The sequence below is a fragment of the Streptomyces sp. NPDC094034 genome (genome assembly GCF_040303865.1).
GTDB lineage: Bacteria > Actinomycetota > Actinomycetes > Streptomycetales > Streptomycetaceae > Streptomyces.
Window position 1 is genome coordinate 1 of record NZ_JBEOUD010000059.1, and the last position, 15420, is coordinate 15420.

The window sequence follows — 15420 nt, forward strand, 5'->3', positions numbered from 1 at the left end:
GGTTTTGGTTTGTTGCGGTATTTGAATGCGGAGACGGGTGTGGTGCTGGAGGGGGGAGCGCGGCCTGAGATTGGGTTCAATTATCTGGGCCGGTTTGGTGTGGGTGGTGATGGTGGTGGTGCGTGGCAGATTGCTCCTGAGTCGGTGGCGTTGGGCAGTGGGTTGGATCCGCGGATGCCGGTTCCTCATGCGTTGGAGATCAATGCGGTGGTCCGGGATGGTGAGGCGGGTCCGTGTCTGCAGGTGTCCTGGTCGTGGGTGCCGGGTGTGCTTGAGGAACGCGATGTTGTTGAGGTGTCGGGGTTGTTCGTCGAGGCGTTGGCGGCGATCACCCGTCACGCGTCCGATCCCGACGCGGGTGGATACACGCCTTCCGATCTTCCCCTGGTCTCCCTGAACCAGGCAGAAATTGATCAACTCGAACAGCTGTGGAGGAACGACAAGTGAAGCGGAATGAATTGGAAGACATTCTTCCGTTGGCTCCTCTGCAGGAGGGTCTGCTCTTCCACGCTCTCTACGACGAGCAGGCACTGGACGTCTACACGACGCAGATGTCTTTCCTCATAGAAGGACCGCTGAATGTCGCGGCTCTGAAGGCGTCCGCCCGAGTCGTTCTCAAGCGGCACAAGAACCTGCGCGCCGCCTTCATGCACGAGGGTCTGCGGCAGCCGGTCCAGGTCATCCCCAAGCAGATCGACGTGCCTTGGGAGGAGATCGACTTTTCGGGCCTGGACGCCGACAGCCAGGAGACCGCGATCGAGGCATGGCTGGAGCAGGACCGGAGGCGGCGTTTTGAGCTGTCCGTCCCGCCGCTGTTGCGGTTCACGCTGATCCGGCTCGGTCACCAGCGGTTCCGGCTGGAGTTCACGAGCCACCACCTGCTGCTGGACGGGTGGTCGCTGCCCGTGCTGATGCGCGACCTGATGACTGCCTATGAGCATGGAGGCCGCGGTGACGGCCTGGCGCCTGTGAGGCCCTACCGGGATTATCTGGCGTGGGTGGCGGGACAGGATCGTGGTGCGGCCGAGGAGGCGTGGCGGCGGTCTCTTGCGGGTGTGGAGGAAGCGACCCGGCTCGCCTCGGTGCACGCCCGTGCGTCGCAGTCGGCTCCCGAACACATCACCGTACGTCTGTCGGAGGAGTTGGCCGTTGCGCTGACGAGTGTGGCGCGGGGCTGTGGGGTCACGTTGAACACCGTGGTTCAGCAGGCGTGGGCGGTGCTGCTCGGGCATATGACGGGTCAGGACGATGTGGTCTTCGGCGCGACCGTCGCGGGACGCCCGGCTCAGATCCCTGGCATCGAGTCGATGGTCGGCCTGTTCATCAATACCGTGCCGGTACGGGTACGCCTGAAGCCTGCCGAATCGGTGCGGGAGGCGCTGGTGCGGCTCCAGGACGAACAGAGTGCCCTCCTGGCCCACCAGCACCTCAAACTCACCGACATCCACAAACTGACCCCGGCCGACGAACTCTTCGACACCGTCGTCGTCTTCGAGAACTACCCGACCGGTGTCGTACCGAGGGCCGCGGAGGCGGTTGATGCCATCCGCGTCGAACGGCTGGAAGGGCGGAACAGCACGCACTATCCGCTCAGTCTGATCGTGATGCCCGGAGACGAGTTCCGGCTGCGACTCGACTACCGGCCCGACCTCTTCGACCGGGCGGCAGTGGAACAGATCGGGTCCCAGCTGACCCGGGTGCTGGAAGCGACCACCACCGGACTCGATGACGCGGTGGGACGCTTCGACCTGCTCGGCGCCGCAGAGAAGCACCGGATATTGGCCGAGTGGAACGACACGGCCCGCGAGACACCTGCTGCGCTGCTCCCGGAACTGATCGAGAAGCAGACGGCACACACTCCGCACGCGCCGGCCCTGATCAGCAGTGGGGTCGAGTTGTCGTATGGGGAGTTGAATGCCCGCGCGAATCGTCTGGCTCGTCATCTGGTGGCGTGCGGTGCGGGTCCGGAGAAGCTCGTCGCCGTCGCGCTGCCCAGGTCGGCCGACCTGGTGGTTGCGCTGCTCGCGGTGCTGAAGAGCGGTGCCGGATACGTCCCGCTGGATCCGGACTACCCCTCTGACCGCATCGCGTATGTGCTGGCTGATGCCGAGCCCGTGCTGGTGATCACCGATACGGAGACCTCACCCGGCTTGCCCGACACCGATGTGCCTCGTGTGCTCCTGGACGACGACGAGGTCGTACAGGTGGTCGCCACGGCCAATGCGTCCGACCTGTCCGATGGTGATCGGTTGTCTTCGGTGCTGTCCGCGCATCCGGCGTATGTGATTTATACGTCGGGTTCGACGGGTCGGCCGAAGGGTGTGGTGGTGTCGCATGGGGCGTTGGTGGGGTTTTTGGCGGCGGCGGGTGTGCGGTGTGGGTTGGATTCGTCCGACCGGTTGTTGGCGGTGACGACGGTTGCGTTTGATATTGCGGTGTTGGAGTTGTTTCTGCCGTTGGTTGGTGGTGCGTGTGTGGTGGTTGCGGGGCGGGAGGAGGTTCGGGATCCGTTTGTGCTGGGTGGGCTGGTGCGTGGGTCGGGTGTGTCGGTGATGCAGGCGACTCCGTCGTTGTGGCAGGTGTTGGTGGCGGAGGTTCCTGGGTCTGTGCGGGGTCTGCGGATGCTGGTGGGTGGTGAGGCGCTGCCTTCGGTGTTGGCGGAGGGTATGTGTGGGTTGGGTCGTGAGGTGGTGAACCTGTATGGGCCGACTGAGGCGACGGTGTGGGTGACGTCGTGTGTGGTGGGTGGTGGGTCTGGTGGTCTGTTGCCGCCGGCGATCGGTGATGCGTTCGCCAATACGCGGGTGTATGTGCTGGATGGGGGTTTGTCGCCGGTTCCGGTGGGGGTGGCGGGTGAGCTGTATGTGGCGGGTGCGCAGTTGGCTCGGGGGTATCTGGGGCGTCCGGGTTTGACGGCGGAGCGGTTCGTTGCCGATCCGTTTGCTGTGGTCGCGGGTTCGCGGATGTACCGCACGGGTGATGTGGTGCGGTGGTCGGTGGACGGGGTTTTGGAGTTTGTGGGGCGTGCTGATGCGCAGGTGAAGGTGCGGGGTTTCCGTATCGAGCCGGGCGAGATCGAAGCCGTTCTCGCTGGGCATGAGCAGGTTGCCCAGGCGGCTGTCGTCGTACGGGAGGACGACCCCGGCGACAAGCGCCTCGTCGCCTATGTCGTGCCCGCGGCGGGAGCGGACGGGGCACCGGCGGATTCGGCGTCTCTGCTACGTCAGCACGTGTCCGAGCACGTGCCGGACTACATGGTGCCCTCGGCGTTCGTGGTGCTTGACGCCCTGCCGCTGACGCCGAACGGCAAGCTTGACCGGCGGGCCCTGCCGGCGCCGGAGTACGTCGTGGCCACCGCCGGGCGGGGGCCGCGGTCGCCGCGGGAGGAGATCCTGTGCGGTCTGTTCGCCGAGGTCCTCGCTGTCGAGTCCGTGTCGATCGACGACGGTTTCTTCGATCTCGGTGGGCATTCGTTGCTGGCGACCCGGCTGGTGAGCCGGATCCGGACGGTCCTGGGGGTGGAGGTCGGCATCCGGTCCTTGTTCGAGGCCCCGACCGTTGCGGGGTTGGTGGACCGACTCGATGAAGGTGACCGGGTCCGTGAGCCGCTGGTACGGCGGGTGCGGCCGGAGGTTCTTCCGGTGTCGTTCGCCCAGCGCCGCCTGTGGTTTCTGGGTCAGCTTGAGGGTGTGTCGGCGACGTACAACATTCCGCTCGTGTTGCGTCTGACCGGCGCTTTGGACGTGGAGGCGCTGCGGGCCGCGCTGGCGGACGTCGCGGGTCGGCATGAGAGCCTGCGGACGGTGTTTCCGCAGGTGGACGGCGAGCCGCGGCAGCATGTCCTGGCGGGTGCCGAGGCGGTCCCGGAGTGCGTCGTTGAGCGGGTCTCGGAAGCCGGAGTTCCGGCCGCTGTCGGGGCAGTGGTCACCGCCGGTTTCGATCTGGAGCGGGACCTACCGTGGCGGGTTCGGGTGCTGGACGTCACCGACGCCCCCGGCGAGTGCCTGCTGGTCATGGTGGTGCATCACATCGCGGCCGACGCCTGGTCGATGAGGCCCCTGGTCAGGGACCTGTCCGTCGCATACGTGGCTCGCCGCCAGGGTAAAGCCCCGGCGTGGGGTGAACTCCCGGTGCAGTACGCCGACTACACCTTGTGGCAGCGCGAGATTCTCGGTGACGAGAACGACCCGGACAGCGTGATCGCCGCCCAAGAAGGCTACTGGAAGCAGGCCCTGACCGATCTTCCGGAGCAACTGGAGCTGCCGGTCGACCACCCCCGGCCCGTCGTGGCCTCCCATGAGGGTGCATCGGTCGGTGTACGGGTCTCGGCCGAAACGCACGCCCGTCTGGTGGAGCTGTCGCGTTCCTGCGGGGCGAGCGTGTTCATGACGGTGCAGGCGGCGCTGGCGGTGCTGTTGTCGAAGATGGGCGCCGGGGAGGACATTCCGATCGGGACGCCGGTGGCCGGTCGTACCGATGACGCGCTCGATGATTTGGTCGGGTTCTTCGTGAACACGCTGGTCCTGCGGACCGACTTGTCGGGCGACCCGACGTTCCGGCAAGTGGTGGAGCGCGTCCGGGAAGCCGACCTCGCCGCGTACGCCCACCAGGACGTGCCGTTCGAGCGATTGGTGGAGATCCTCAACCCGGCGCGCTCCATGGCCCGCCACCCCCTCTTCCAAGTCATGCTCACCGTGCGGCACCGTGCACCGCTCCTCTCCACCTTCCGCAGTGCCATGGCCGGATCGACGACCGAATCGATACTCGAACTGCCCGACCTGGCCGTACGGCAGGAGCCGGTGGAGGGGACGGTCGCGAAGTTCGATCTGTCCATCAGCCTGAGTGAGACCCACACCGACAGCACGCCCGCAGGGCTCGAAGGGAGCCTGGACTACCGCACCGACCTGTTCGACACGGCTACCGTCGAACATCTCGCCCGACGACTGGTCCAGCTCCTCGACGCCGTCGTCACCTCCCCTGACGCCCCCCTCCGTCAGGTAGACGTCCTTGGGACGGCCGAACGCGAAAGGGTCCTGCACGCCTGGAACGACACAGCGCGCGAAAGGCCCGGGGCGACACTCACCCAGCTGTTCGAAGCTCACGTTGCACGGACCCCCGACGCGTCAGCAGTGGTGAGCGACGGGCTTGAGCTCACCTATGCGCAACTGAACGAGCGCGCGGATCGACTGGCGCGCCATCTCGCCGCCAAGGGCGCCGGACCCGAGCGCGCAGTCGGTCTGTGGATGGAGCGGTCCGCTGACCTGGTGACCACGCTGCTGGCCGTACTGAAGACCGGTGCCCACTACGTACCGCTGCATGAGGGCCACCCGCCGAGCCGACGTCGGCTGGTCATGGCAGACTGCGCCGCTGAACTGCTGGTGACGGACCGTCCGGCGGAAGCCGCCGAGTTCGCGGGAACGGCCGAGATCATCTACTGCGATGAAGTCCTCAGGGCGGCTTCCGCGTCGGGACCGGTGAGGCCGGCCGGTGCTGCTGGTGCGGACGGACTCGCCTACGTGATGTACACATCCGGGTCGACCGGTGAACCCAAGGGCGTGGCCGCCACCCACCGCGGCGTCGCGGACCTCGTGCTGGACCGCTGCTGGGCGACGGACAACCACGAGCGCGTCCTTTTCCACTCGCCGTATGCCTTCGATGCCTCGACGTTCGAGCTGTGGGCCCCTCTGCTCTCCGGCGCGACCATCGTCGTGGCTCCTCCAGGAAACCTGGACGCCCCGTCCCTGGAACAGCTGATCAAGGTTCACGACATCACGGGCGTCGTTCTCACGGCGGGACTGTTCCGCGTCATAGCCGAAGAGGTCCCGACCTGCCTCGCCCAGCTGCGTGAGGTGTTGACGGGTGGTGATGTGGTGTCGCCGGTGGCGGTGCGGAGGGTGGTGGAGGTGTGTCCGGGCACGGTGGTGCGGGTGTTGTACGGGCCGACGGAGATCACCTTGTGTGCGACGCAGTTCGAGGTTCCGGTGGGTGCGGTCGTGGGTGGTTCGGTGCCGATCGGTCGGCCGATGGACAACACGCGGGTGTATGTGCTGGATGGGGCTTTGTCGCCGGTTCCGGTGGGTGTGGCGGGTGAGTTGTATATCGCTGGGACAGGTGTGGCCCGGGGGTATGTGGGGCGTCCGGGTTTGACGGCGGAGCGGTTCGTTGCCGATCCGTTTGCTGTGGTGGCGGGTTCGCGGATGTACCGGACCGGGGATGTGGTGCGGTGGTCGGTGGATGGCGTGCTGGAGTTTGTGGGGCGTGCTGATGCGCAGGTGAAGGTGCGGGGTTTCCGTATCGAGCCGGGTGAGATCGAGGCGGTGCTGGCGGAGCACGTGCTGGTGGCGCAGAGCGCGGTGGTGGTGCGTGAGGACTCTCCGGGTGACAAGCGGCTCACCGCCTACGTGGTGCCCGCCGCGGGAACCGTGGCGGATCCGGCCGTGCTGCGCGGGCTCGTCGCGCAGCGGTTGCCGGACTACATGGTCCCCTCCGCCATCGTTCCCCTTGATGCCCTGCCTCTCACACCGAACGGGAAGTTGGATCGGCGGGCGCTGCCGGCCCCGGATTACACGCGGGGTGGTGCCGGGCGTGGGCCGCGTTCGCCGCGGGAGGGGATCTTGTGCGGTTTGTTTGCCGAGGTTCTGGGTGTGGAGTCGGTGTCGATCGATGACGGGTTCTTCGAGTTGGGTGGGCATTCGTTGTTGGCGACCCGGCTGGTGAGCCGGATCCGGACGGTCCTGGGGGTGGAGGTCAGCATCCGGTCGTTGTTCGAGGCTCCGTCTGTGGCGGGGTTGGTGGGGCGGTTTGGTGAGGGTGGTCGGGTTCGGGAGTCGTTGGGGCGGCGGGTGCGGCCGGAGGTTCTTCCGGTGTCGTTCGCGCAGCGCCGTCTGTGGTTCCTGGGTCAGCTTGAGGGTGTGTCGGCGACGTACAACATTCCGCTCGTGTTGCGTCTGACGGGTGTGTTGGATGTGGGGGCGTTGCGGGGTGCGCTGGCGGATGTCGCGGGTCGGCACGAGAGTCTGCGGACGGTGTTCCCGCAGGTGGACGGGGAGCCGTGGCAGGAGATTCGGCGGGGTGCGGCGGGTGTTCCCGATGTCGTCGTGAAGGCTGTGCCGGCCGGCGGTGTCGCTGCCGCAGTGGTGGGTGTGACGGGTGCCGGGTTTGATCTGGAGCGGGATCTGCCGTGGCGGGTGCGTCTGCTGGAGGTCACCGATGCGCCTGGTGAGTGGGTGTTGGTGATGGTGGTCCATCACATTGCGGCGGACGGCTCGTCCATGACGCCACTGGCGAAGGATCTCTCGCGGGCGTATGCGGCCCGTTGCCGGGGACATGCGCCGGGGTGGGAGGAGTTGCCGGTGCAGTATGCGGACTACACGTTGTGGCAGCGTGAGGTGCTGGGTGACGAGGGTGATCCGGACAGTGTGATCGCGGCCCAGGTCGCGTACTGGAAGCAGGCCCTGGCCGGCCTTCCGGAGCAGTTGGAGCTGCCGGTGGATTACCCGCGCCCCGCGATCGCGTCGCACAAGGGTGCTTCCGTGGACGTGCACGTACCGGCCGAAGTCCACGCCCGTCTGGTGGAACTGTCGCGTTCCTGCGGCGCGAGTGTGTTCATGACCGTGCAGGCCGCGTTGGCGGTGCTGCTGTCGAAGATGGGTGCCGGGGAGGACATTCCGATCGGGACGCCGGTCGCGGGTCGTACCGATGACGCGCTCGATGATCTGGTCGGATTCTTCGTGAACACGCTCGTGCTGCGGACCGACCTGTCGGGCGATCCGACGTTCCGGGACGTGGTCGAACGGGTTCGGGAGGCGGACCTGGCCGCGTTCACGCACGAGGACGTGCCGTTCGAGCGATTGGTGGAGATCCTCAACCCGGCGCGCTCCATGGCCCGCCACCCCCTCTTCCAAGTCATGCTCACCTTCCAGAACGTCGCCAGGCCCGATCTCGACCTGCCTGGTCTGACCGTTCGTGGAGAACAGGTCGAAGGCGCGGTGGCCAAGTTCGATCTGTCTGTCAGCATGGGTGAACTCCGGGACGAGAACGGAGCACCCGCAGGACTGCAAGGACAGCTGGACTACCGCACCGACCTGTTCGCGGAGACCACTGTCCAGAGTCTTGCGGATCGCCTGGTGCGCGTGCTGGAAGCCGTCACCGCCGATCCCGATGCGGCGATCCGTTCCGTCAGTGTGGTCGGTGCCGAGGAGCGACACCGGATCCTGACCGACTGGAACGCAACTGCTTGTGACGTTCCGTACGGGACGCTGCCCGAGCTCTTCCAGGCGCAGGTGGCGCGTACTCCTGGTGCCGTTGCTGTGGTGTGTGGTGGTGTCGAGCTGTCGTATGCGGAGTTGAACGCTCGGGCGAATCGTCTGGCTCGTCATCTGGTGGGGTGTGGTGCGGGTCCGGAGCGCTTGGTGGCGGTGGCGTTGCCGAGGTCGGTCGACCTTGTTGTGGCGTTGCTGGCGGTGTTGAAGAGCGGTTCGGGTTATGTGCCGGTGGATCCGGAGTATCCGGCGGACCGGATCGCTTACATACTTGCGGATGCCGAACCCGTTGTGGTTCTGACGGAAGCGGTTGCGGAGGCCTTGTTGCCCCGGGACGGCGCCGTGCCGTGTCTGTTGCTCGGTGATCCCGAAGTCCGGCAGGCCGTGGCCGGCCGGGACAGCGGAGACCTGTCCGATGGTGATCGCGTGTGTTCGCTGCTGCCTGCGCACCCTGCGTATGTGATCTATACGTCGGGTTCGACGGGGCGGCCGAAGGGTGTGATGGTCGAGCACGGCAGCGTGGTGAACCTTGCTTCGTGGGCTGCTGAGGGGCTTGGTTCGGGGCGGCTGGAGGATGTCTGCGCGTCGACGTCGCTCAACTTCGATGTGTCGGTGTTCGAGATCATGGCTCCGCTGCTTGCCGGCGGCAGGGTCCACCTGATCCGGGATCTACTTGCATTCGGCGAAGAGGCTGTCGGGGGGACCGGTCGGCCGTTGGTGAGCGGTGTGCCTTCGGTGTTCTCAAGTGTGCTGGAGCGTGCGCCGGATGCGGATGCGGCAACGGTTGTCATGGCGGGTGAGGCGATTTCGCCGATTGTTGCCAGGAAGGTCCGTTCGGCCTTTCCTGTGGCTCGCGTTGCGAACTGTTATGGGCCCACTGAGGCCACTGTCTATGCGACTTCGTGGTACACCGATGCCGAGCTGCCGGATGCGATTCCGATCGGGCGTCCGGTGTGGAATACGCGGGTGTATGTGCTGGATGGGGGTTTGTCGCCGGTTCCGGTGGGTGTGGCGGGTGAGTTGTATATCGCTGGGACGGGTGTGGCTCGGGGGTATGTGGGGCGTCCGGGTTTGACGGCGGAGCGGTTTGTGGCGGATCCGTTTGCTGTGGTGGCGGGTTCGCGGATGTACCGCACGGGTGATGTGGTGCGGTGGTCGGTGGATGGGGTTTTGGAGTTTGTGGGGCGTGCTGATGCGCAGGTGAAGGTGCGGGGTTTCCGTATCGAGCCGGGCGAGATCGAGGCTGTTCTCGCTGGGCATGAGCAGGTTGCTCAGGCGGCGGTGGTTGTGCGGGAGGACTCTCCTGGTGACAAGCGTCTTGTCGCCTACGTCGTGTCTGCGGCGGAGGACTTCGATGCCGCTGTTCTGCGTCGGTATGTGGGGGAGCGGTTGCCGGATTACATGGTGCCCTCCGCCTTCGTCCCCCTGGATGCCCTGCCCCTGACCCTGAACGGGAAGTTGGACCGGCGGGCGCTGCCTGTTCCCGTATATGCCGCGGATGTGTCGGGGCGGGCGCCGCGGACGGCGCGTGAGGAAGTCTTGTGCGGGTTGTTTGCCGATGTTCTGGGTGTGGAGTCGGTGTCGATTGATGACAGTTTCTTTGTCCTCGGCGGGCATTCGTTGCTGGCGACCCGGCTGGTGAGCCGGATCCGGACGATCCTCGGGGTGGAGGTCAGCATCCGGTCCTTGTTCGAGGCCCCGACCGTCGCGGGCCTAGTGGTCCAGCTCGGTGAGGGGGGTCAGCTCCGTGAGCCGTTGGAACGGCGGATGCGGCCGGAGGTTCTTCCGGTGTCCTTCGCGCAGCGCCGCCTGTGGTTCCTGGGTCAGCTTGAGGGTGTCTCGGCGACGTACAACATCCCCCTCGCTCTGCGTCTGACCGGCGCTCTGGACGTGGAGGCGCTGCGGGCCGCGCTCGCGGATGTCGCCGGTCGGCACGAGAGTCTGCGCACCGTGTTCCCGCAGGTGGACGGGGAGCCGTGGCAGGAGATTCGGCGGGGCGCCGCGGGTGCTCCCGATGTCGTCGTGGAGGCAGTGGCCACCGATCGTGTCGCTGCGGCAGTGGTGGGTGTGACGGGTGCCGGGTTTGATCTGGAGCGGGATCTGCCGTGGCGGGTGCGTCTGCTGGAGGTCACCGATGTTCCTGGTGAGTGGGTGTTGGTGATGGTGGTCCATCACATTGCGGCGGACGGCTGGTCGATGGCGCCGCTGGCGAAGGATCTTTCGCAGGCGTATGCGGCCCGTTGCCAGGGACGTGCACCGGCATGGCAGGAGCTGCCGGTGCAGTACGCGGACTACACGTTGTGGCAGCGTGAGGTGCTGGGTGACGAGGGTGATCCGGACAGTGTGATCGCGGCCCAGGTCGCGTACTGGAAGCAGGCCCTGGCCGGCCTTCCGGAGCAGCTGGAGCTCCCCGTCGACTACCCGCGCCCCGCGATCGCGTCGCACAAGGGTGCTTCCGTGGACGTGCACGTACCGGCCGAAGTCCACGCCCGGCTGGTGGAACTGTCGCGTTCCTGCGGCGCGAGTGTGTTCATGACCGTGCAGGCGGCGCTGGCGGTGCTGCTGTCGAAGATGGGCGCCGGGGAGGACATTCCGATCGGGACGCCGGTCGCGGGTCGTACCGATGACGCGCTCGATGATTTGGTCGGATTCTTCGTGAACACGCTGGTTCTGCGGACCGACCTGTCGGGTGACCCGACGTTCCGGCAGGTGGTGGAGCGCGTCCGGGAAGCCGACCTCGCCGCGTACGCCCACCAGGACGTGCCGTTCGAGCGATTGGTGGAGATCCTCAACCCGGCGCGCTCCATGGCCCGCCACCCCCTCTTCCAAGTCATGCTCACCTTCCACAACAACGCGCAATCCGACCTCGACCTGCCCGGCGTCCAGACGCAGGCCGAAGCTGCCGGCGAGATGGCAGCCAGGTTCGACCTGTCGTTCAGCCTGGGAGAAAGCCAGGCGAGCGACGGCGTACCGGCCGGCCTCGCGGGGCGGCTCGACTACCGCACCGATCTGTTCGAGCGCACCACCGTCGAGCAACTCGCCGAGCGGCTGTCCCTGCTCCTCGAAACCGTCACGCGCGCACCCGACCAGCCGATTCGGAGTGTGAGTGTGCTTGCTGGCGATGAGCGTCGGCGGGTGCTGGTCGAGTGGAACGACACGGTTCGTGAGGTTCCGGACGTGTCGTTGCCGGAGCTGATCGAGGCGCAGGTGGTTCGCACTCCGGACGCGCTGGCCGTGGTCAGTGGTGGTGTCGAGCTGTCGTATGCGGAGTTGAACGCTCGGGCGAATCGTCTGGCTCGTCATCTGGTGGCGTGTGGTGCGGGTCCGGAGAGGTTCGTCGCCGTCGCTCTGCCGAGGTCGGTCGACCTTGTTGTGGCGTTGCTGGCGGTGTTGAAGAGCGGTTCGGGTTATGTGCCGGTGGATCCGGAGTATCCGGCGGACCGGATCGCTTACATGCTTGCGGACGCCGGGCCGGTTTTGGTGGTCACGGATACGGCCACGGAGGCCTTGTTGCCCCGGGACGGCGCCGCACGGTACTTGCTGCTCGATGATCCCGAAGTCCGGCGGGCCGTGGGTGGCCGGGACGGCGGAGACCTGTCCGATGGTGATCGGCTGTCTTCGCTGGTGTCTGCGCATCCGGCGTATGTGATTTATACGTCGGGTTCGACGGGTCGGCCGAAGGGTGTGGTGGTGTCGCATGCGGCGTTGGTGAATTACGTGGTGCGGTGTCCGGAGGCGTATCCGGGTCTTGCGGGTTCGACGTTGTGGCATGCCTCGGTGTCGTTCGATGCGGGGGTGACCGGTCTGTACGGGGCTTTGGTCGCCGGTGGGTGTGTGGTGGTGGCGGCGCTGGACTCTGTCTCTGTCGAGGGGGGTGCGGGTGCCGGGTTGCCGGTGTCGTTCCTGAAGGTGACGCCGAGTCATCTGCCGGTTCTGGAGGGTGCTGGTGGTGGGTTTGTGCCGGTGGGCCAGTTGATGCTGGGCGGGGAGGAGATTCCTGTTCATGCGGTGATGCGGTGGCGTGGGGCTCATCCGGGGGTGTCGGTGGTGGCGCATTACGGTCCGACCGAGGCGACCGTGGGGTGCACGGACTATCCGGTGCCGGCTGATGCGGTGCTGTCCGCGGGTGACGGCACGGTGCCGATCGGTCGTCCGGTGTGGAATACGCGGGTGTATGTGCTGGATGGGGGTTTGTCGCCGGTTCCGGTGGGGGTGGCGGGTGAGCTGTATGTGGCGGGTGCGCAGTTGGCCCGGGGGTATCTGGGGCGTCCGGGTTTGACGGCGGAGCGGTTCGTTGCCGATCCGTTTGCCGTGGTCGCGGGTTCGCGGATGTACCGCACCGGGGATGTGGTGCGCTGGTCGGCCGATGGGGTGCTGGAGTTCGTGGGGCGTGCTGATGCGCAGGTGAAGGTGCGGGGTTTCCGTATCGAGCCGGGCGAGATCGAAGCGGTCCTGGCGGAGCACGCGTCGGTCGCGCGGAGCGTGGTCGTGGTGCGGGAGGACACTCCGGGCGACAAGCGGCTCACCGCCTACGCGGTGCCCGTCGCCGGCGAAGCGGTACCGGCTGATCTGTTGCGTCGGCATGTGGCGGACCGGCTGCCGGATTACATGGTGCCCTCCGCGTTCGTCACCCTCGACGCGCTGCCGTTGACACCGAACGGGAAGCTCGACCGCAACGCCCTGCCGGCTCCCGAACACACCATGGACGAGTCGGGGCGGTCGCCGCGCTCGCCGCGGGAAGAGATCCTGTGCGGCCTGTTCGCCGAGGTCCTCGGCGTCGAGTCCGTGTCGATCGACGACGGTTTCTTCGATCTCGGCGGGCATTCGTTGCTGGCGACCCGGCTGGTGAGCCGGATCCGCACCGTCCTCGGGGTGGAGGTCGGCATCCGGTCCTTGTTCGAGGCCCCGACCGTCGCCGGGCTCGCGGAGCGACTCGACGAAGGCGATGTCTCGGACCCGTTCGACGCACTGTTCCCTCTGCGTCGGCAGGGCTCGGACAGCCCTCTCTTCTGTGTGCACCCCGTGGCGGGTCTGAGCTGGTGCTATGTCGGCCTGCTCAAGGAGTTGCCGGCAGATCTGCCGATCTACGGCCTACAGTCCCGGGGCGTGGGCGGCGGGGAACCCGCCGCCACGGTCGAGGAGATGGCCGTCGAGTACGCGCAGATCATCCGCTCCGTCCAGCCCGATGGGCCGTACCGTCTCCTGGGGTGGTCCTTCGGAGGGCTCGTCGCGCACGCAGTGGCCGAGGAGCTCCAGAAGCAGCAGGAGGTCGGTCTCCTCGCGGTCGTCGATGCCTATCCGCCGTCGTCCCAGGCGTCCGTTGTGGAGGACGACCGGCAGAGCCTCATCAGAGCCCTCGCCGAGGCTGCCGGTCTCGCTCTCCCCGAAGAAGTTGCCGTGGGTGCCGACGCCGTGGGCGTCGACGCCGAGGGGGTCTCACACCTGCTCGAAGCCTACGCAGCCGACCAGATGGGCGAGGTGGCACGGAGCCTCGACATCGACGTCGACCAGGCAGCGGGCCTGATCGACGTGATCGAGAACAACCGCAGGCTCGCCCGGTCCCTGACACCCGGTGTCGTGGAAGGAGACCTCCTCTTCTTCCGTGCGGGTGTCGACAACCTCATGCCGATGACCGGTCGTGAGGCGTGGACTCCCCATGTCACAAACGGAGTTGATGAACACGTGATTGAATGTGATCACGTCGGCATGATGCAACCCGAGCCGCTTGAGCACATCGGCCGGATACTCCGGGACCGGTTGAAGCCCGGAAGAAGGCCGGCCGACGGCCTCTGACCGCAGCAGGGGACAGGGCGCGGACACACGCGCCGCGCGCTGTCTCTCCGTACGGCCTTCCGAGCCGGGTGTGTCCGGGCCCAGCGCCACTCCCTTGCCGCTGCCGTACGCATGCACGCGCACACCTGACATCGGGAGTGCTTTTGTCCTTTCTTCTTCTCGTAAACGCTGTCTCGTCACTCAGGAGAACTGGAGTTTCCATGACGTCTTCCCAGGCCAACACAATCGTCGACGACTTCGAGCTGGACTACGTCGAGATGTACGTCCGCGATGTGGACGAGCAGGTCGCTGTGTGGCGTGACTCCTACGGGTTCGTGGAGGTCGCAGTCGGTGGTTCCCCGGAGCAGGGCTACCGGTCCAGTGTGATGAGCCAGGGCGCGATGAAGCTCGTCCTGACGGAGGCGACGACGGAGCAGCATCCCGCCTCCGACTACGTATTCGCCCACGGTGACGGCATCGCCGACATCGCCCTGCGCACGGGTGATGTGCGCAGGGCGTTCCGCCAGGCCGTCGACAACGGCGCGCAGGCCCTGGCCGAACCCGTGGAGCACGCGGGAGACGACGTTGCGGTCAGTGCGACCGTCTCCGGATTCGGCGACGTCGTGCACACCCTGGTGCAGCGGCGTTCGGGCCAGGAGGCCGGATTGCCCGCCGGGTTCCGTCGGCTCCCCGGCGTCGGGGAGCCGACTCACACCGCGGCCGCGGACGGGTTGCGCCTCCTGGAGATCGACCACTTCGCCGTGTGCGCGAACGTCGGCGAGCTGGACGCGATAGTGGAGCGGTACGAGAAGTCGTTGGGGTTCGACGAGATCTTCGCGGAACGGATCGTCGTCGGCGAGCAGGCGATGCTGTCCAAAGTGGTGCAGAGCAAGTCGGGCCAGGTAACCTTCACGATCCTCCAGCCCGATCCCGAGGCGGACCCCGGTCAGATAGACGAGTTCCTCAAGAACCACGTCGGGTCGGGTGTGCAACACGTGGCCTTCGCCGCAGACGACGTGGTGCGGTCCGTCGGGGCGCTGGCCGGCCGCGGCGTGGAGTTCCTCACCACCCCGGACGCGTACTACAGCCTTCTTGAGCAGCGCATCTCCCTGAGTAAGCACTCCCTGGAGAGCCTGCGCGAGCTGAACATCCTCGTCGATGAGGACCACGCCGGGCAGTTGTTCCAGATATTCGCGCGCTCCACCCACCCGCGGAGCACCCTCTTCTTCGAGGTGATCGAGAGGCGCGGTGCGGAGACCTTCGGCAGTGCCAACATCAAGGCGCTGTACGAGGCAGTGGAGTTGGAGCGCCTCGCGAACCAGAGCACGTCCCTGTGACGCCCGCCGCGCGGGCCACCGGGCCGTGGACCGTCGACCGTGTGCACTGC

General features: G+C 66.7%; 2 protein-coding genes and 1 pseudogene. All 3 read left to right on the forward strand.

Annotated features, from left to right (window positions below):
* Positions 1-447, forward strand: a pseudogene (locus ABTZ59_RS33510) (condensation domain-containing protein); the annotation flags it as partial.
* A complete protein-coding gene (locus tag ABTZ59_RS33515) occupies positions 444-14054 on the forward strand; it encodes a non-ribosomal peptide synthetase (protein ID WP_351423020.1) in 13611 nt (4536 codons plus the stop codon). The pseudogene ABTZ59_RS33510 and the gene ABTZ59_RS33515, both read left to right, overlap by 4 nt.
* A 200-nt stretch (positions 14055-14254) precedes the next feature.
* Positions 14255-15370 (forward strand): 4-hydroxyphenylpyruvate dioxygenase, encoded by a 1116-nt coding sequence (gene hppD, locus ABTZ59_RS33520; RefSeq protein WP_351423025.1) that lies wholly within the window; start codon positions 14255-14257, stop codon positions 15368-15370.
* Positions 15371-15420: the final 50 nt, after the last annotated feature.